Genomic DNA, 16,866 nt, shown 5'->3' on the forward strand with positions numbered 1-16,866 from the left:
CATCAGATCGTGTGCCATGTGCTCTTTTTTCTTAGACAAACCAGTGCTCCGCGTAAGTTTCATTCATATCGATATGCAGCGATCCGTACCCCGGCAGCGTTTGGATGATCTCGTCGCCGTGGGTGATCTCGAAACGCAAGTGGAAAACATCGAGCCCGATGAACCCCTCGCGTGAGAGCGCCAGTTCCGGGCGCTCGTCGAAGGCGAAGGCGAGCCGCTTGTCCTGCAGGGCCTTCGCCATCGGTACCACTGCCCGCTGGCCGTTCTCTTCGATTGTCACGACCAGCATGCACCCCTTGGTGCGCAGCATCTCGGTGTCCCCTTCGAAGGCGAGATAGACTTGCTCCTCGTCGTGTCCGTAGTGGATCTTCTCGATGGGGCCGCGGACCCGGTCCATTGTCGAGTACCCCTTGCTTTCGTCGACCATGCCGCTGCCCAGCCACTCGAAAAAGCTCGACTCTTTCCCGTCGATGATCGGCGAGACCGCGCTCTGCGGGTAGGTCAGGAAGGCATCGCGCCCCTTCTGGGTGATGATCGGCTCGAAAAGATCGGCCGGGGGCTGCATCCCCAGCAGACGGTAGATGGCGATGAGGTGGTCGCGGAAAAGCGCGTCAAACTCCTCGGCGAAGTCCGTCGCGTGGTCGTCGCCGTACCACCAGAACCAGTCACTGCATTCGGCGGCCAGGAAATGGAACCGGATCTTTTCCGCCGTCTCCGGGTCAACCCCGCCCCCGTGATGGTCGGCATCGCGGCGGGTCTGGTAGATCAGTTCCCAGGCGCGGTTCTTTTCGGCGTGGCCGCTCCAGGTGTCGAAGTTGCCGTAGATCCAGCTTCCCGGCGCCAGATGCGGCAGTGTCGGCTGATCGGGCTGGAGTGCAACCTCGTTCATCGTCACCGTCTGCAGGCCGTCGCTGCTCTTCAGTCGGGCATAGAGCGCGGTGAAGAAGTCGTAGGCGTTGTTTTCAAAGAACTCCCAGGCGTTCTCGCCGTCCAGGATGACGAAGACGGTGCGCTCCGCTTTTCCCGCAGCGATGCCGCCGACGGAACGGATAAAGTGCTCCGCCGCTTCGTCCGCCGGTTTGAAACGGTAGGTAAAGCCGATGAGGTCGCTGAGCCCGTGGTCGCGGAAGCCGATGGTGACGCCGTCGAAACGGTAGGGGCTGTAGAGGTTCCCGCGCTCGTTGTTTTTGAGCGAACGGAACAGGATCTCTTCGTCCGTCGCGATCCATTTGAGACCGTGCTCCCGGTAGATGCCGACGCTGCGCTCGTCCACCGCGCCCTCTGCCGGCCAGAACCCGACCGGTTCCGTACCGAACGTCTTTTGATACAGGGCGATCGCGCGCCGCACCTGCTCCACCGCGTCCCCCTCGAGCGAGAGCGGGTTGGCCGGCAGCTGCGTGTGGGGATTGGCCTTTTTGGCGTTCCCGACATCGAGCAGCAGCGGCAGGATGGGATGGTTGTACGGCGTCGTCGAGACGGCGATCGTCCCCGCCTTCTGCAGCTGCGCATAAAAGGGGAGGATCGTTGCGACGAAGGAGGTCAGCTCCTCGAGCAGCGCATGCTTGTCCCGCTGGGAGTAGGCATCCTTCTGCGCCAAAAGCTTCTTGACCACGCTGCTGTGCTGGCGCAGGTAGTTGCCGCACCATGCCAGCATGAAGAGCAGCTGCAGCTCCAGCAGCTGGGCGTGGCTGTAATCGTCGCGGTGGAAGAGCGCCGCGTAGCGCGGCAGCGGACGGACCATCGTCTCGAACTGTGTCGATTTGCACATCTTGACCATCCAGGCACGCTCATGCTCCTCGAGCTGCTCCGTCGGTTTGATCCAGAGCGCCAAAAAGGCGTCATTGGCGAGCGGGTCGCTGTAAAGGTTCAGCTGTTCGATCAGCGGAGGGGTGACGTTGAACGTCGCCTTGAGCCCCGGGAACCGCGTCAGCAGCCACGGCATCTCGTAATAGTCTTTTATCGCGTGCAGGAAAACCCACGGCATCGTCATGACACCGCTGCTGTCCCGGTAGTCGGGCTGGTGCATGTGCCAGATGAATGCGAGGTTCAGCGATGCTCTGCGCATTAGACTGTGGCCCACTCCGCGATCTTGGCGGTATATTCCGAAAGGATCTCCTCGCCGCGTTCATCCGATTCCGCCTGGATATAGAGGTTGAGACTGTCGTTGTACTGGTCCGGGATCATCAGGATCCAGTCGTTGGCATCGAGCCATATCTTCACCCCGTCGAGGGTCGACGCGTCTTTGCCCTTGGCATCCTCGAGGAAGCGGCGCATCATCCTGCCCTTGTGGGACTGGCTGCACGGCGCCTGGGCCGCGCGGTAATAGAATTTCGGCAGCGATGCGATCAGGTCGGAGAGTTTGACGTCGAATTTGATCATCAGCTCCAGGATCTTCAACGTCGCGAACATACTGTCGCGGTGCGTCGCGAAGGCGGTAAAGGCGAAGTTCCCCTCCCCCGTCGCCACCAGGTCGTACTGGCGCATCTGCTCGGATTTGAAGTTCGCGTACTGCCCCCGTTCGATCTCCAACGCGTCGAAGTAGACGATGTCCGCCGCCCAGGTGGGCAGGAAGACTTTCATCTTCTCGCCCCGTTCGCGCGCCTCCATGTTCAGCAGCGTCAGTACAATATAGAGTGCCGTCTGCTTCTCGAGCACCTTCCCTTCGTCGCACACGATCTCCAGACGCTGGCCGTAGGGGTAGACCAGGAAGCCCGCATCGAGTTCCATAGAGGTGATCACGGCGCTCAGGTCGCTGACGGAGCGCTTGACGAGGGAGTTGATGTTCGCGAGGCGCTTCTCATCCGCATAGGCGTTGAAGATGATGTTATCCACCTCCATGTCCCGCAGGATGTCCGGATAGACCTCGTACCCCATCCCGTGCATCACGTCCACGGCGATCCGGTACCCGCCGCGCTTGAAGAGGTGGGTATCGAAGAGGCGTTCCATCTGCTTCTGATAAGCGGCATACTCTTTGGCGTGGTCTGACTCGAAGATCTGGCCGATCTGGGAGAAGTCCACCCGGCGGAAGGTCTCTTTGAAAAAGGCCTTCTCCACTTTCTTTGCCACCTCGTTGTTGATCCGCAGCGCTTCATGGTTGTAGAAGGTGATAACCGTACTGGTCGGATCGTCGATCTGCTGGCGGAAGTAGACGCCGGCGACGACCCCATTGTCCATAGAGAGACTGCAGCGCAGGACCGAGGAGGGAATGCCGTTGTAATCCTTGACGTTGACGCCGGACGAGAGCAGGCCCCCGACGAAGGCGCGCTTGAGCATCCGCGATCCCTTGTTATAGTCCCGGGCCATAACGACCGTCGAACCGATAGGCAGCTGGGCGCCGAACGCCTCGGCAAGCTTCGTCGCCATCTCACAGGAGAGTTCGACGTTGGATTTCCCGATAACGTAGCCGTTCTCGAAGATGGAGTTCTTGTAGCGGCTCCCGAGGATGACGCTGCGGCTGACGATGGCGGCGTCCTCGATCACCTTGTGCGGCCAGATCGTGACATCTTTTTCGACGGTAACCAGCTGGCCGATCTCGCACTCTTCGGCCAGGATCATCCCCGCCTTCGCCGTGACGTTCTTGCCGATCTTGTTGTCGTTACAGATGACACAGCCGTCAAAGAGGGCGCGTTTGTCGACCTTGACCCGTTCCCACAGCACGCTGTTGCGGATCTTGCTCTCTTTGCCGATCTCGCACTCGTCGCCGACGACGACGTTGTTGAGCTTTGTGCCTTTGCCGACCGTGACATTTTGGCCCAGGACAACCGTCCCGATGATCTCGACGCTGTCGTCGAGTTCATAAGGCGCTTCGCTGTAGAGCACACCGTCGGGATACTGCTGGCGGACCGGCGGCATTTTGACTTCCACCCGTCCGCCGAGGATATCCTCGTAGACATCGCGGTAGCTCTCCGGGTTACCGACGTCGCGCCAGTACCCTTCGGCGTTCCCGGCCATCAGGGGCACCCCTTCGCGCATCAGCAGCGGGAAAAGATCTTTGGCGAAGTCGAAGTTCTCGTTGCTTGGGATATAGGAGAGGATCTCCGGTTCGATGACGTAGATCCCCGTATTGATCGTGTCGCTGAAGACCTCGCCCCAGCTCGGTTTCTCGAGGAACTTCTCGATCCGCCCCTCTTCATTCGCGATCACCACCCCGAACTCCAGGGGGTTTTCGACGGACGTGAGCGTAATCGTCAGCTTGGAATCTTTCTGCGCGTGGTAATCGAAGATCTTCTTGAAATCGAAATCGGTCACCAGGTCGCCGCTGATGATGATGAAGTTGTCGTCGCCGATATGCTCTTCGGCCAGCTTGACCGCCCCCGCCGTCCCGTAATCGTCGTCGGGCAGCACGTAGGTGATATTGATGCCCAGGTGGCTGCCGTCTTTGAAATAGTCCCGAATGACATCGGGCTTGAAGTAGAGCAGTACGATAAACTCGGTGATCCCGAGCTCCTTCAGGGTCAACATCGTGTGTTCCATCATCGGACGGTTCACGATCGGCAGCATCGGCTTCGGACGCGAATGGGTTAACGGCTGGATCCTCGTTCCAAACCCACCTGCCATTACAACGGCTTTCATACACTCTCCTCACAATTAAATCGACCCCTCCGTTTAACGACCGGTAAGGCAGTTACGTCGTCCTTAGTGCATTATAATTCAAAGGGCATTCAAAGCTCCAGCAAAGCGTTGTCGCTGCCGAACGGAGAAGGGACGCAGGTACAGTCGCTCTCCGCCATCCAGACGCCATCGCCGCCTTTGTAACCGAATTCAAATGAGGTGCCGGCGGGCAAGACCTTTGTCAGATAAAACTCGCCGTTCTTCTTCTGCTTCATCGGCTCGTCCGACCAGCCGTTCCAGGCGCCGCACAATGCGACCGTTTCCATCTCCGTTTCAGGAGACACCGTAAACGTAACCCAGACCTTTTGTCCGTTTTGTTTTTTTCTGATCATTACCCACCTCTTATGTTTTGAAATGTGCGTAAAGGATTTTACTACAAAATAGTATGCAAAACAGATTACAAAGTGATTGCAATTTAATCAATCCTCCCTGCTGCAGGGTCAAAGCAGCCCTCAGATTCTAAGTATCTTTTCGCTACAATTAATATCATTACGTCAAAAAAGGTATGCCATGCAAATCGACGACGCCCTGTTAAGCCGTCTGGAAAAACTCTCAATGCTCAAAATCGATGAGGCCCATCGCGAGGAAGTGATCGGCCAGCTCAGCGAGATCGTCTCATTTGTCGACAATCTTAGCGCGCTTGACACAACAGACGTTCCCGACACCTTCGCCATGACCGCGAATGCGACGCAACTGCGCAAAGATGTTCCCAACTGTGACACCGCCGTCAACGACGACATCCTGGCGCACGCTCCGCACAGCGACGAGCACTTCTTTATCGTTCCGAAGATTATCGAATGATCACGGTCTACGGCATCAAAAACTGCGACAGCGTCAAAAAGGCCCTCGCCTTTTTCAAAAAGCACGCCATCGACTACACCTTCGTGGATTTCAAAACGGATCCCGTCGGCGAATCGGACGTCGGCCGCTGGCTGTCGCAGGGTGCCGAAATGCAGCAGCTTTTCAACACCCGGGGCACGACTTACCGCACCCTGAAACTCAAAGAGCTGAACCTGGATGATGCCGGGAAACGCACCTGGCTCACCAAAGAAAACCTGTTAATAAAACGCCCTGTTGTCGAAACCGGAAATCATGTTATAATCGGTTTCAATGAACCCCTCTACGAAGGAGAATTTCTCTCATGAGTCAGACCCTGGATATCCGTAAACTGTTAAAGAGCGTCGTTGCCTACAATGCATCGGACCTTCACCTCGTTTCCCGTTCCGAACCGCAGATCCGTATCGACGGGCGCCTTGTCGCACTGAACCTGCCCATCCTCGACGGCAAAACAATTGAGGACATGTCCTACTCCCTGCTGACCGAGAAACAGAAGAAAGAGTTCGAAGAGCATAACGAACTCGACTTCGCGATCCTGCTCCCCGAAGTCGGCCGTTTCCGTGCGAACTACTATAAGACGATGGGCGATATCGCCTGCGCCTTCCGTATCATTCCGATCGAGATCCCGAGCCTGGACGATCTCAACGCCAAGCCTATCTTCAAAAAAATCATTAAACGCGAAAAGGGGCTGATCCTCGTCACCGGCCCGACCGGTAGCGGTAAGTCCACCACCCTGGCCGCGATGCTCAACGAGATCAACGAAACGGAAAACCGCCACATTATCAGTGTCGAGGACCCGGTCGAATTCGTCCACCAGAACAAACAGTGTCTCTTCTCCCACCGTAACGTCGGGACCGATACCGCCAACTTCGCCAACGCGCTCAAATACGCGATGCGTGAGGACCCCGATGTCATCCTTGTCGGGGAGATGCGTGACAAGGAGACCATCGCCGCGGCGCTCACCGCCGCCGAGACCGGTCACCTCGTTTTCGGTACCCTGCACACCAACTCCGCGCCGCAGACGATCAACCGTATCATCGACGTTTTCAGCGGGGACGAGCAGCCGCAGATCCGCGCCCAGCTCTCCACGTCCATCATTGCCATTATCGCCCAGGCGCTGCTGCCGCGCCTCGGCGGCGGCCGTGTCGCTGCCCAGGAGCTGATGATCAACATCCCGGCGATCGCCAACCTGATCCGCGAAGACAAGGTCCACCAGCTCTACTCGCAGATGCAGCTCAACCAGCAGGAGACCGGCATGGTCACCCAGACACAGGAGCTCTTCGACCTGGTGCGCAAACGCGTCGTCTCCAAGCAGGACGCTATCCAGTGGTCCAACCGCCCCGACGAACTTATCAAGGCGCTCGACGCCGCCGCGCTCTAAGCGCACTGCTCCGCACATCCCCGCTCGGGGAAAAATCACTAACTACTTTTCTTGAAATTGTCTAGTATATGAAGGTTGCCGCAGCGCGTAAGGTTACGCGCGGGCTGCTTTGAGGGTATCGGCGATGAGGAACGCCAGTTCGAGGGACTGGTCCGCGTTGAGGCGCGGATCGCAGTGGGTGTGGTAACGGCTGTTGAGGTCCTCTTCCGTGATCTGGAAGGCCCCGCCGAGACACTCGGTGACGTTCTTGCCCGTCATCTCCAGATGAACGCCGCCGCCGTAGGTCCCTTCGGATTTGTGGACCTGGAAGAACTCTTTCATCTCGGTGAGGATGTCGTCGACGCGGCGGGTCTTGTAGCCGTTGCCGGACTTGATGATGTTGCCGTGCATCGGGTCGCAGCTCCAGAGCACCTTTTTGCCTTCGCGCTCGACGGCACGGATCAGCTCCGGCAGGTGGTCACCGACCTTGCCCGCTCCCATGCGCACGATGACGTTGATACGTCCCGCTTCGTTCTCCGGGTTGAGCGTATCGCAGAGTGTCAGCAGGTCTTCGGTCGTCATGGACGGACCGGCCTTGAAGGCGAGCGGGTTTTTAACCCCGCGCAGGAACTCCACATGCGCGCCGTCGACCTGGCGGGTACGGTCGCCGATCCAGAGCATGTGCGAGGAGACGTCGTACCAGTCGCCCGTCAGGGAGTCTTGGCGGGTAAAGGCCTCTTCGTAGTTAAGCAGCAGCGCTTCATGGGAAGTGAAGTAGTCCGTTTCGCGCAGGGTACGGTAGCTCTGCGACGTCACGCCGCACGCTTCCATAAAGCGCAGGGACTGCTCGATCTGCCCCGCGAAGGCTTCGTACTTCTCGGACATCTCCGTCTGCTTGACGAAATCAAGGTTCCATTTGTGCACCTGGTGCAGGTCCGCCATCCCGCCCGAGGCGAAGGCGCGCAGCAGGTTGAGCGTCGGGGCCGCCTGGTGATAGGCGTGGATCATGCGCTCCGGGTCCGGGATACGCGCTGCCTCGGTGAACTCGATGCTGTTGATGATATCGCCGCGGTAGCTCGGTAACGTGACGTCGCCGACGGTTTCCATGTCCGAGGAGCGCGGTTTGGCGAACTGCCCGCCCATGCGTCCCACTTTGACGACCGGAAGGCCGCTGGCGAAGCTCATGACAACCGCCATTTGCAGCATCACCTTGAAGGTGTCGCGGATATTATCGGCATGGAACTCGGAGAAACTCTCGGCGCAGTCGCCGCCCTGGAGCAGGAATGCCTTACCGTCGGAGACCTGAGCCAGCTGGGCCTTGAGATTGCGCGCTTCGCCCGCGAACACCAGCGGGGGATAACGCCGAAGCTCGGCTTCAACCCGTTTCAGATGATCCTGATCGGGGTATGTCGGTTGCTGCTTGATCGGAAAACTTCTCCAGCTCGATGGTGACCAGTTGCTCATAGCTCTCTATACCTTATAATCAATTTTGGGTGGGAATCATACATCAGGAAGCTTTAACAGGGGGTTAATAACGCGCTCCGGGCACTTTGTCAAGCTTTTTTTAGTGAGAGTTGTTTATAATTCTTCTCAATTTCAAAACGGGCGTTCTGAATGGATTTCAACTACTTCGACCTGGTCGTCTCCGTCATCATCCTGCTGCTTGGCCTCAAAGGCATTCTCAACGGCTTCTTCAAAGAGCTTTTCGGGCTGATCGGCATCATCGGCGGTATCTTTGTCGCTTCGCGTGTCAGCGGCGAGGTCGGCACCTTCCTCAACGACAATATTTTTCATTTCGACAGCCCGTCACTTGTTGCTTTTTCCGGCTTCCTCCTCACCCTCGCCCTCTTCTGGCTCGTCATGGTCGGTCTGGGGCACCTTTTCAAACGCCTGGGTGCCGCCAGCGGGCTGGGGGCGCTCGACCGCATCGCCGGCTTCGTTTTCGGGAGCGGGAAGTTTTTCCTGATCGCGGCCGTCATCGCCTACGCGCTCAACAACGTCGTCACGATACGCGACAACATCAAAGAACCCCTCGAGGGGAGCATCCTCTTCCCGATCCTCGTTGAGACGGGCAGCTATATCATGCACCTCGACACCGAGAGCCTGAAGCCCGAACCCGCCCCGGCAAACGAGACGAACGACACCGGGATCTCGCTTGAAAAGGCCGGCGAGATCATCGATACGGTAAAATCGCAGTTGAAGGAGAAGACGCAATGAGCCATGAAAACGACTTTACCGCGAAAACGATCGAGTACGAACAGCTCCTTGAGGACTTCAAACATCTGCTGAAAAAGAACGGCCTGAAGTTCACGATCCAGCGCGAAGTGATCCTCGAGACGCTCTACAACTCCGACGAACACCTGACCCCCGAAGCGCTCCACAAGAAGATCCAGGAGAACTATCCGGACCTCAAAACGGGGATCGCGACGATCTACCGCACCCTGGGGCTGCTGGAGAACGAGGATATCGTCACCTCCCTCTCCTTCGGCGCCCAGGGCAAAAAGTACGAACTGGGAGCCAAGGAGCACCACGATCATATGATCTGTACCGAGTGCGGCTCCATCACGGAGTTCGTCGACGCGGAGATCGAGAAGCGGCAGCACGCCATCGCCGACGCCCTTGGGTTCCTGATGAAGGACCACTCCATGCAGATCTACGGGGTCTGCGCCGAATGCCGGAAAAAATTAAACATCTAACAGAGGAGATCGCTATTGTCTTTTTTTGACAACAAATATATCCAGCAACGTATCGAAAAAGCCGAAGCGCTCAAGGCGGCGGGCATCAACCCCTACGCCAACGACTCGGCCCGCAATACGACCATCGACAAATTCCTGAACGTCAACTCCGACCTGGCGCACAGCGAAACCAAACGCGACGAGAACCGCCGCTACTGCGTGGCGGGACGCATCAAGTTCTTCCGCGTCATGGGGAAGGCGAGCTTCGTCAAGATCGAAGACGAGAGTGCGATGCTGCAGATCTACGTCACCCGCGACAACCTGCCGGAGGGCTTCTACAACGAGGTCTTCAAAAAGCAGATCGAGGTCGGCGACATCATCGAGGTCGAGGGCTTCCCCTTCGTTACCAAACAGGGTGAGCTCTCCCTGCACGTTGACGCGCTCAAACTCCTGACCAAGGCAATCGCGCCGCTGCCGGAGAAGTTCCACGGCCTCACCGACAAAGAGATGCGCTACCGCCAGCGCTACCTCGACCTGATCATGAACAGCGAAGTGCGCAAGACCTTCAAGATCCGCAGCCAGATCATTTCGCTCACGCGCCGCTTCTTCGAGGACAAAGGTTTCCTCGAGGTCGAAACGCCGATGATGCACCCCATCGCCGGCGGCGCCAACGCCAAACCCTTCGTCACACACCACAACGCGCTGGGCGTCGACCGCTACCTGCGTATCGCCCCGGAGCTCTACCTCAAGCGCCTCATCGTCGGCGGTTTCGAGGCGGTCTTCGAGATCAACCGCAACTTCCGCAACGAAGGGATGGACGCGACGCACAACCCGGAGTTCACCTCCATCGAGTTCTACTGGGCCTTCAAGACCTACAAGGACCTCATTGCGCTGACGAAGGAGTACTTCGAGTACCTCTTCGACCATCTGAACCTGCCGACGCTGCTGCCCTACGGCGAGCTGGAAGTCGATTTCTCCAAGTTCACGGAGATCCCGCTTGTCGACTCGCTGAGCCAGATCGGCGGCGTACCGGAGATCATCGTCCACGACAAAGAGAAGATGCTCGTCTACCTGCGTGAAAACGGCTTTGATGTGAGCGACACTCTCAACGTCGGCCAGCTCCAGGGCGAGATGTTCGACGCCTTCGTCGAGGACAAACTGATCAACCCGACGTTTATCACCATGTACCCGGTCGAGATCTCCCCGCTGGCGCGCCGCAACGACGCGAACCCGGCGCTTACCGACCGTTTCGAACTCTTTATCGCGGGGCGCGAGATCGCCAACGCCTTCAGCGAGCTCAACGACCCCATCGACCAGCTCGGCCGTTTCGAGGGGCAGCTCGAAGCCAAAGCCGGCGGCGACGAAGAGGCACACGAGATGGACGAGGACTTTGTCCGCGCGCTCAGCTACGGGATGGCACCGACCGCCGGCCAGGGGATCGGCATCGACCGTCTCGTCATGCTGCTGACCAACGAGCACTCCATCCGCGACGTGCTCCTGTTCCCGGCGATGAAGCCGCTGAAACACGAAACCAATCAATCCAGCGATGGAGATGAGGAAGAGTAAGTGCGGTTTATACCTGAAGGTACTTCCTTCGGTCGTCTGCACAGTGTTAACGTAGGCTGCGGGACTTTGTTCCGAAGCCGTATTTAATTCAAAACAAAAGAGGAAAAAAATGAGCTTTCTGCAAGAGTTTGACAACGAAGTCTATGCCCTGTGTGAAAAAGAGCTGGAGCGTCAGACCGACCACCTTGAGATGATCGCTTCCGAGAACTTTACCCTGCCGGCCGTCATGGAGGCGATGGGTTCCGTATTTACGAACAAATATGCCGAGGGTTACCCGCAAAAACGTTACTACGGCGGTTGTGAATTCGCTGACGCCGTCGAACAGCTGGCCATCGACCGCGCCTGCGAACTCTTCGGCTGCAAGTTTGCCAACGTCCAGCCCCACGCCGGTTCCCAGGCCAACGGTGCCGTCTACGCCGCGCTGATCAAAGCCGGCGACAAGATTCTCGGGATGGACCTGAGCCACGGCGGTCACCTGACCCACGGCGCGAAGCCGAGCTTCTCTGGCAAGAACTACCAGAGCTTCACTTACGGTGTCGAACTCGACGGCCGCATCAACTACGAGCGCGTCATGGACATCGCGCGCATCGTCCAGCCGAAGATCATCGTCTGCGGTGCTTCAGCATACGCCCGTGAGATCGACTTCAAGAAATTCCGTGAGATCGCCGACGAAGTCGGTGCGATCCTCTTCGCGGACATCGCCCACATTGCCGGCCTTGTTGCCGCCGGTGAGCACCCGAGCCCGTTCCCGTACGCGGACGTTGTCACGACAACGACGCACAAGACCCTCGCCGGCCCGCGCGGCGGTCTCATCATGACTAACGACGAAGATATTGCGAAGAAGATCAACTCCGCGATCTTCCCGGGCCTGCAGGGCGGACCGCTGGTCCACGTCATCGCCGCCAAAGCCGTCGGTTTCAAATACAACCTCTCCGAGGAGTGGAAAGCCTACGCGAAACAGGTCAAGTCCAATGCAAGCGTCCTCGCCGACGTCATCATGAAACGCGGCTACAAGGTCGTCAGCGACGGTACGGATAACCACCTCGTCCTCGTCTCCTTCCTCGACCGCGACTTCAGCGGTAAAGACGCCGACGCGGCACTGGGGCGTGCGGGCATCACCGTTAACAAAAACACCGTCCCGGGCGAGTTCCGCTCACCCTTTGTCACTTCCGGTATCCGTATCGGTTCCCCGGCGCTGACATCCCGCGGCATGAAAGAGGAGCAGTTCGAGATCATCGCCAACCGCATCTGCGACGTCCTCGACGATATCGAGAACGAAGCCAAGCAGGCCGAGATCAAAGAAGAGCTCAAAGCCCTCGCCCAACAGTTCGTCATCTACTCCCAGCCGACGTATTGATGGACAGAGAGGCCCGTTTTTTCGAACGGATCGTCCGGACCCACTACTGGCAGAAGATGCCGGAAGTGGCCGAGCAGATCCCCTTCGGGAACCGCACCTTCTTTTCAAAATACAAACAGATCGCCGCCCCGCTGAGCGATGCGCTGATCAACGCGCACCGCGCCGGGCAGCTCACCCTGGCCCATCCCCTTGTCGACGATGACGGTAACGTCCCTTTTATCGTGATCGACTACAACGGCGACGCGGCAAAGCACTTCTACCACCATGCGGGAAAGGTCCTCGCCGGACTGGGCTACGAAGACCTTGTCACCTTCCGCTCTGCCACCCCGCAGCACCTGCACCTCTACATTCCCTGCGGCAACGCTTTACAACAGGCCGTTGAAATGGGTAAAATCATTTCCCAAAAACTGGAAGAGAAAATGAACCGGCAATGGCGGGTCTTCCCGACCGATACCCTGCCCGACGCCTACAACATCATCAATCTTCCCTACGCCCTGTTTACACCCGGCGGCAGCAAAGGAGCTCAGCATGCCTGACGAACACCACAACGAACTCAACGATATCATCCTCAACCGGAGCGCGCGGGACGGTACCCGTAAGAAGATGCTTATCGGAGTCGGTACGCTGGTGGTCGTCGCCATCGTCATCATTGTCATCATGGGGCGCATGAGCGGTTCCTCGCCCGTGCAGGTGGCCCACCCCGAAGTTGTCTCCCAGCCCGTTGAGGAACCGGTAACACCTCCGGAATCCGTCAACGCAACGGCCGAAACAGCCGAGGTGCCTGAACCGGCCACACTCCCGGCAGCCGTCAACGAACCGGCCGCCGCCCCCGACGTTGCCAATCCGGTGCCGATCGAACAAAGCGACATCATCGTCATCGACGAAACGGAACCCGAAGTCGCACCGCAGCCGAAACCGGCGCCCGCACCGGTCGCAACGCCCAAACCGACCCCGACGCCTACACCGACAGTCGCCGGCCATCCGGCACCGGGCGACATCTATATCCAGGTCGGATCGTTCAGCCGTTACAAGCCCAACCGCACCTTCCTGGACAACATCAAGCGCAGCGGCTTTGAGTACACCTTTCACCGCGTCGTCATCAACGGCGCTGCGGTCAACAAGGTTCTCGTCGGTCCGTTCAAAAGCCGCAGCGACGCCAAGGCGCGTCTGCAGGACGTCCGCCGCAAGATCGAGTCCGGCGCGTTTATCTATACCATCAAACCGTAAGAAGCGAGAGTTATGTTCCACCATACCCAGTTTATGCTCGATCAGTTCGCACCGATCGCGCTCTACCAGAAACTCAAAAACGCCTTCGCGGACGAGATCACCTTCCTGTTCGAGAGTGCCGGAAGCAGCGGCGGCAAGAACAGCATCATCCTGATCGGCGCGCGCGAGCGGCTGCAGTACCGCGAGGGCGAGACCCGCTACACGAACGGCGCGGGCGAAACCGACGTGTCGGCGACCTCCCCCTTTGATTTTCTCAAATCCTACTATGCCGCAATAGACACCGCCCCGTACAAGGCAGTCTGCAAGAGCCTCGACATCGGCTACGCCGACGGCTTTATCGGTTACATCGGCTACGACATGGTCAAGGTGTTCGAACCGGTACTGAAAAGCTACATGGAGAAGCTCGACGACCCGATGCAGGTACCCGACCTCGACCTGATCCTGCCCAAGCTCGTCGTCGTCTACTCCCACCAGAACCACAAGGTCACCCTGCTGACGACCCTGGATGCGATGGCGGAGCGCTTCGGCACCCTCGAGGCCGAGATCAAGGGCGAGTACGACTACACGCCGCTCGTACCGATGCATAACGACGAAGGGGGCAGTTTCGCCTTTACGAAGGAGCGCTTCTTCGAGATGGTGGCGGACTCCAAGGAGATGATCAAGAGCGGCGACGTCTTCCAGATCCTGATGACGAACCGCTACACCCGTAAAGCGAATGTGGACCCCTTCAGCTTCTACCGCATCCTCCACACCAAGAACCCTTCGCCCTATATGTTCCTGATGGAGTACGAGGATTTCGCCATCGTCGGAAGCTCACCGGAGGTCATGGTGCGCCTGCAGGAGAACGAACTGCTGCTGCGCCCCATCGCGGGTACCCGCAAACGCGGTGACACCAAAGAGCGCGACCGTGAACTCGAAGAGGAGCTGCTGGCAGACCCCAAAGAGCTGGCCGAGCACCTGATGCTCATCGACCTGGGACGCAACGACATCGGCCGTGTTGCCAAGACGGGGACAGTCAAGGTCGAGGACATGATGCACATCGAGCGCTACTCCCACGTCATGCACATCGTCAGCGACGTCACGGCCGAACTGCGCGACGACAAAGATATGTTCGACCTCTTTATGGCGACCTTCACCGCCGGGACCATGACCGGGGCGCCGAAGATCCGCGCGATGGAGCTCATTGCACAGTTCGAAGGGCTCAAGCGCGGCTTCTACAGCGGCGCCATCGGCTACTTCGGCTTTGACGGGAACATGGATAGCGCCATCACGATCCGTACCTCCCTCGTCAAACCGGGCGAGGTGATCCTGCAGGCGGGCGCGGGCATCGTCGCCGACTCCCAGCCCGAGCTTGAATACCTCGAAGTCCAGAACAAACTGGGAGCACTCATGAGTTCCCTGGAGGACCTGAAGTTTTGACCCCCGCCCTCTTCGCCATCTTCGGCGATCCCGTCCACCACTCCCGCTCACCGCTGATGCACAACCACGTCTTCAAGCGCCTGGAGTTTCCCGGCTGCTATACGCGGGTGCACCTCTCCGACGGTGCAAAACTCCGCAAGACCTTCTTCGACCTGGGGCTTCGGGGCGCGAACATCACCGTGCCCCATAAAGAGGCCGCCTTCGATGCCTGCGACGAGATCCGCGGTTTCGCCCGGGAGGTCGGCGTCGTCAATACGATCATCAACGAAAACGGGAAACTCATCGGCTACAACACCGATGCCGACGGTTTCCTCTTCGCCATCCGCAACTTCGACAATGTCAACGACGTGCTGATCCTCGGCGCGGGCGGCACGGCCCGCGCGCTGGCCTCGCGGCTGCGACAGGAGGGCAAGAGCGTCCATGTGCTCAACCGCTCCGCCGGACGCCTCGCCCCCTTTGCCGACGACGGCTTCGCGACGATGACCTGGGACGATTTCACCCCCAGAGGCTACGACCTCGTCGTCAACACGACCTCGGCCGGGCTCGAAGACGACAGCCTCCCCGCCCCCGAAGCCCTGCTGCTCCCGCTGCTGCAGCAGAGCCGCTACGGGGCCGACGCCATCTACGGCAAGGTAACGCCCTTCCTGGCGCTTTGCGCCGATAACGGCCTCAGTGCCATCGACGGCGCCGAGATGCTCCTGGGCCAGGGGGTCCTGGCCAACCGCCTCTTCACCGAAGAGCGCTACAGTGCCGAGTCCATCGAAGAGGTAATGCGTGAAAGTTTTGACTTCTAAGCGCGCTGCCGCCCTCCTGCTCCCCCTGCTCGGCAGCACCCTCTTCGCCTACAGCGACTGCGCCTTCCGACTGGACGCCTACGAAACCATCTGCAAAAAGGCCGTCTCCAAGGGTGTCAGCATCGACTACGCCAACCGCTACCTCCTCGACCCCCAGACCGCCCTGCGCGACGGCAAAAGCCTGCGCCTCTTCAGCCCGAAGATGATCACGGTGCACCATGCCAACGAAAAACGCGCCAACAATGCCCTCGTCACCTTCGTGCCGACGATGGTCGAGAACCTGCGGCAGTATCGGGCCGTCTACGACGAGGCCGAACGGCGCTTCCACGTCAACCGCGAGGTCATCGCCGCCATCCTCGCCAAAGAGACCCGGCTGGGACGTTTCGGCTCAAAGCACGACGCCTTTACCGTCTTTAACACGCTCGTACGCGAACTCCCGGCTAATACCCCGCGCAACAAGGGGCTCCTCGCTATGGCCGAGCGCAACATCGTCTCACTGATGGACTTTTGCTACGCCAACGGCATCGCGCCGGCCCAGTGCCGCTTCAAAAGCTCCTACGCCGGGGCCGTCGGCATCCCCCAGTTTATGCCGCAGAACTTCTATCTCATCGAGCGTTACGGCGAAGGGACGGGCGACCTGGAGCGGATGGAGGACGCCATCCTCTCCACGGCGCGCTTCCTGAACGAAAACGCCGCGTTTAAAGCATTGATCGACTGGAAGAAGTTCCCGGAGATGCCGACGGTGGAGTCGGCATGGTACGACTACGATTTTGCCAACGACAACGCCTCGTTCGCCTTCGACAAAGGCCGCAACGGCCATACCTACAACTGTTTCGCCTGCAAAAAACCGGAACTGGATGACCTCGCCGGCTACGTCAAAAAGATCATGCGCTACAACAACTCAAGCAACTACGCCGTCGGTGTGCTGCGGCTCGCCTACGACGCCCACCTTCTTTTAAACAAATAATACGGTATCCGGGCAAAACAAGGGTACCGCTCGCGTAGCGATGTTTCAAATGG

16 protein-coding genes are annotated in these 16,866 nt (G+C 58.8%); 12 read left to right on the forward strand and 4 right to left on the reverse strand.

The features are described from left to right. Nucleotides 1-31: 31 nt before the first annotated feature. The 3 genes from ACM66T_RS06960 to ACM66T_RS06970 form a co-directional block, all read right to left on the reverse strand. Nucleotides 32-2,065 carry a glycoside hydrolase family 57 protein gene (locus ACM66T_RS06960; protein ID WP_231018109.1) on the reverse strand — a complete coding sequence of 678 codons (2,034 nt, stop codon included), beginning with the start codon at nucleotides 2,063-2,065 and terminating at the stop codon, nucleotides 32-34. Further along, nucleotides 2,065-4,572, reverse strand: coding sequence for a sugar phosphate nucleotidyltransferase (locus ACM66T_RS06965; RefSeq protein ID WP_416768196.1), 2,508 nt, complete (start codon nucleotides 4,570-4,572; stop codon nucleotides 2,065-2,067). Before ACM66T_RS06965 ends, ACM66T_RS06960 begins: the two co-directional genes overlap by 1 nt. 89 nt (nucleotides 4,573-4,661) lie before the next feature. Further along, nucleotides 4,662-4,943: a hypothetical protein gene (locus ACM66T_RS06970; protein ID WP_231018111.1), complete on the reverse strand. Its 282-nt coding sequence runs from the start codon at nucleotides 4,941-4,943 to the stop codon at nucleotides 4,662-4,664. Nucleotides 4,944-5,121: 178 nt separating this feature from the next. Between ACM66T_RS06970 and gatC the strand changes: the two genes are divergently transcribed. The 3 genes from gatC to ACM66T_RS06985 are packed head-to-tail and all read left to right on the forward strand — an operon-like array spanning nucleotide 5,122 to nucleotide 6,829. Beyond that, nucleotides 5,122-5,412: an Asp-tRNA(Asn)/Glu-tRNA(Gln) amidotransferase subunit GatC gene (gatC, locus tag ACM66T_RS06975; RefSeq protein WP_231018112.1), complete on the forward strand. Its 291-nt coding sequence runs from the start codon at nucleotides 5,122-5,124 to the stop codon at nucleotides 5,410-5,412. Continuing rightward, complete coding sequence (locus tag ACM66T_RS06980) at nucleotides 5,409-5,756, forward strand: arsenate reductase family protein (protein WP_231018113.1); 348 nt, start codon at nucleotides 5,409-5,411, stop codon at nucleotides 5,754-5,756. Before gatC ends, ACM66T_RS06980 begins: the two co-directional genes overlap by 4 nt. Continuing rightward, on the forward strand, nucleotides 5,753-6,829 hold the full coding sequence (locus tag ACM66T_RS06985; RefSeq protein ID WP_231018114.1) for a type IV pilus twitching motility protein PilT: 1,077 nt from the start codon (nucleotides 5,753-5,755) through the stop codon (nucleotides 6,827-6,829). The genes ACM66T_RS06980 and ACM66T_RS06985 overlap by 4 nt, the downstream gene beginning before the upstream one ends. Before the next feature lie 93 nt (nucleotides 6,830-6,922). Here the strand turns inward: ACM66T_RS06985 and ACM66T_RS06990 are convergent, their stop codons facing one another. Further along, nucleotides 6,923-8,272, reverse strand: coding sequence for a class II 3-deoxy-7-phosphoheptulonate synthase (locus ACM66T_RS06990; RefSeq protein WP_231018115.1), 1,350 nt, complete (start codon nucleotides 8,270-8,272; stop codon nucleotides 6,923-6,925). Between the two features lie 150 nt (nucleotides 8,273-8,422). On the opposite strand from ACM66T_RS06990, the gene ACM66T_RS06995 reads away from it, so the two are divergent. The 9 genes from ACM66T_RS06995 to ACM66T_RS07035 all read left to right on the forward strand — a co-directional run bounded on the left by ACM66T_RS06995 (nucleotide 8,423) and on the right by ACM66T_RS07035 (nucleotide 16,813). Further along, on the forward strand, nucleotides 8,423-9,025 hold the full coding sequence (locus ACM66T_RS06995) for a CvpA family protein (RefSeq protein WP_231018116.1): 603 nt from the start codon (nucleotides 8,423-8,425) through the stop codon (nucleotides 9,023-9,025). Then, nucleotides 9,022-9,504 carry a Fur family transcriptional regulator gene (locus tag ACM66T_RS07000; RefSeq protein WP_231018117.1) on the forward strand — a complete coding sequence of 161 codons (483 nt, stop codon included), beginning with the start codon at nucleotides 9,022-9,024 and terminating at the stop codon, nucleotides 9,502-9,504. Before ACM66T_RS06995 ends, ACM66T_RS07000 begins: the two co-directional genes overlap by 4 nt. A 15-nt stretch (nucleotides 9,505-9,519) precedes the next feature. Further along, nucleotides 9,520-11,049: a lysine--tRNA ligase gene (gene lysS / locus ACM66T_RS07005; RefSeq protein ID WP_231018118.1), complete on the forward strand. Its 1,530-nt coding sequence runs from the start codon at nucleotides 9,520-9,522 to the stop codon at nucleotides 11,047-11,049. Between the two features lie 109 nt (nucleotides 11,050-11,158). Continuing rightward, nucleotides 11,159-12,406, forward strand: coding sequence for a serine hydroxymethyltransferase (locus tag ACM66T_RS07010; protein WP_231018119.1), 1,248 nt, complete (start codon nucleotides 11,159-11,161; stop codon nucleotides 12,404-12,406). Further along, nucleotides 12,406-12,942: a DUF1882 domain-containing protein gene (locus tag ACM66T_RS07015; RefSeq protein WP_416768199.1), complete on the forward strand. Its 537-nt coding sequence runs from the start codon at nucleotides 12,406-12,408 to the stop codon at nucleotides 12,940-12,942. Before ACM66T_RS07010 ends, ACM66T_RS07015 begins: the two co-directional genes overlap by 1 nt. Beyond that, nucleotides 12,935-13,633 carry an SPOR domain-containing protein gene (locus ACM66T_RS07020; RefSeq protein ID WP_231018121.1) on the forward strand — a complete coding sequence of 233 codons (699 nt, stop codon included), beginning with the start codon at nucleotides 12,935-12,937 and terminating at the stop codon, nucleotides 13,631-13,633. The genes ACM66T_RS07015 and ACM66T_RS07020 overlap by 8 nt, the downstream gene beginning before the upstream one ends. A gap of 12 nt (nucleotides 13,634-13,645) precedes the next feature. Beyond that, entirely contained in the window at nucleotides 13,646-15,052 is a 1,407-nt protein-coding gene (locus ACM66T_RS07025) for an anthranilate synthase component I family protein (protein ID WP_416768200.1), read from the forward strand. After that, nucleotides 15,049-15,846 (forward strand): shikimate dehydrogenase, encoded by a 798-nt coding sequence (locus ACM66T_RS07030; RefSeq protein ID WP_416768201.1) that lies wholly within the window; start codon nucleotides 15,049-15,051, stop codon nucleotides 15,844-15,846. The genes ACM66T_RS07025 and ACM66T_RS07030 overlap by 4 nt, the downstream gene beginning before the upstream one ends. Next, complete coding sequence (locus tag ACM66T_RS07035) at nucleotides 15,827-16,813, forward strand: lytic murein transglycosylase (protein WP_231018124.1); 987 nt, start codon at nucleotides 15,827-15,829, stop codon at nucleotides 16,811-16,813. The genes ACM66T_RS07030 and ACM66T_RS07035 overlap by 20 nt, the downstream gene beginning before the upstream one ends. Nucleotides 16,814-16,866: the final 53 nt, after the last annotated feature.

The organism is Sulfurimonas sp. ST-25 (assembly GCF_048079205.1).
GTDB classification, from domain to species: domain Bacteria; phylum Campylobacterota; class Campylobacteria; order Campylobacterales; family Sulfurimonadaceae; genus Thiomicrolovo; species Thiomicrolovo sulfuroxydans.

Excerpts from the sequence above, each read along its gene's own strand:
- ACM66T_RS07020 (WP_231018121.1), top strand. The coding sequence starts at position 12,935 with ATGCCTGACGAACACCACAACGAACTCAACGATATCATCCTCAACCGG.
- ACM66T_RS06980 (WP_231018113.1), top strand. The coding sequence starts at position 5,409 with ATGATCACGGTCTACGGCATCAAAAACTGCGACAGCGTCAAAAAGGCC.
- ACM66T_RS06965 (WP_416768196.1), bottom strand. The coding sequence starts at position 4,572 with ATGAAAGCCGTTGTAATGGCAGGTGGGTTTGGAACGAGGATCCAGCCG.
- ACM66T_RS06960 (WP_231018109.1), bottom strand. The coding sequence starts at position 2,065 with ATGCGCAGAGCATCGCTGAACCTCGCATTCATCTGGCACATGCACCAG.
- ACM66T_RS07010 (WP_231018119.1), top strand. The coding sequence starts at position 11,159 with ATGAGCTTTCTGCAAGAGTTTGACAACGAAGTCTATGCCCTGTGTGAA.
- ACM66T_RS06990 (WP_231018115.1), bottom strand. The coding sequence starts at position 8,272 with ATGAGCAACTGGTCACCATCGAGCTGGAGAAGTTTTCCGATCAAGCAG.
- ACM66T_RS07025 (WP_416768200.1), top strand. The coding sequence starts at position 13,646 with ATGTTCCACCATACCCAGTTTATGCTCGATCAGTTCGCACCGATCGCG.
- ACM66T_RS06995 (WP_231018116.1), top strand. The coding sequence starts at position 8,423 with ATGGATTTCAACTACTTCGACCTGGTCGTCTCCGTCATCATCCTGCTG.
- ACM66T_RS07015 (WP_416768199.1), top strand. The coding sequence starts at position 12,406 with ATGGACAGAGAGGCCCGTTTTTTCGAACGGATCGTCCGGACCCACTAC.
- ACM66T_RS06985 (WP_231018114.1), top strand. The coding sequence starts at position 5,753 with ATGAGTCAGACCCTGGATATCCGTAAACTGTTAAAGAGCGTCGTTGCC.
- ACM66T_RS06970 (WP_231018111.1), bottom strand. The coding sequence starts at position 4,943 with ATGATCAGAAAAAAACAAAACGGACAAAAGGTCTGGGTTACGTTTACG.
- ACM66T_RS07000 (WP_231018117.1), top strand. The coding sequence starts at position 9,022 with ATGAGCCATGAAAACGACTTTACCGCGAAAACGATCGAGTACGAACAG.
- gatC (WP_231018112.1), top strand. The coding sequence starts at position 5,122 with ATGCAAATCGACGACGCCCTGTTAAGCCGTCTGGAAAAACTCTCAATG.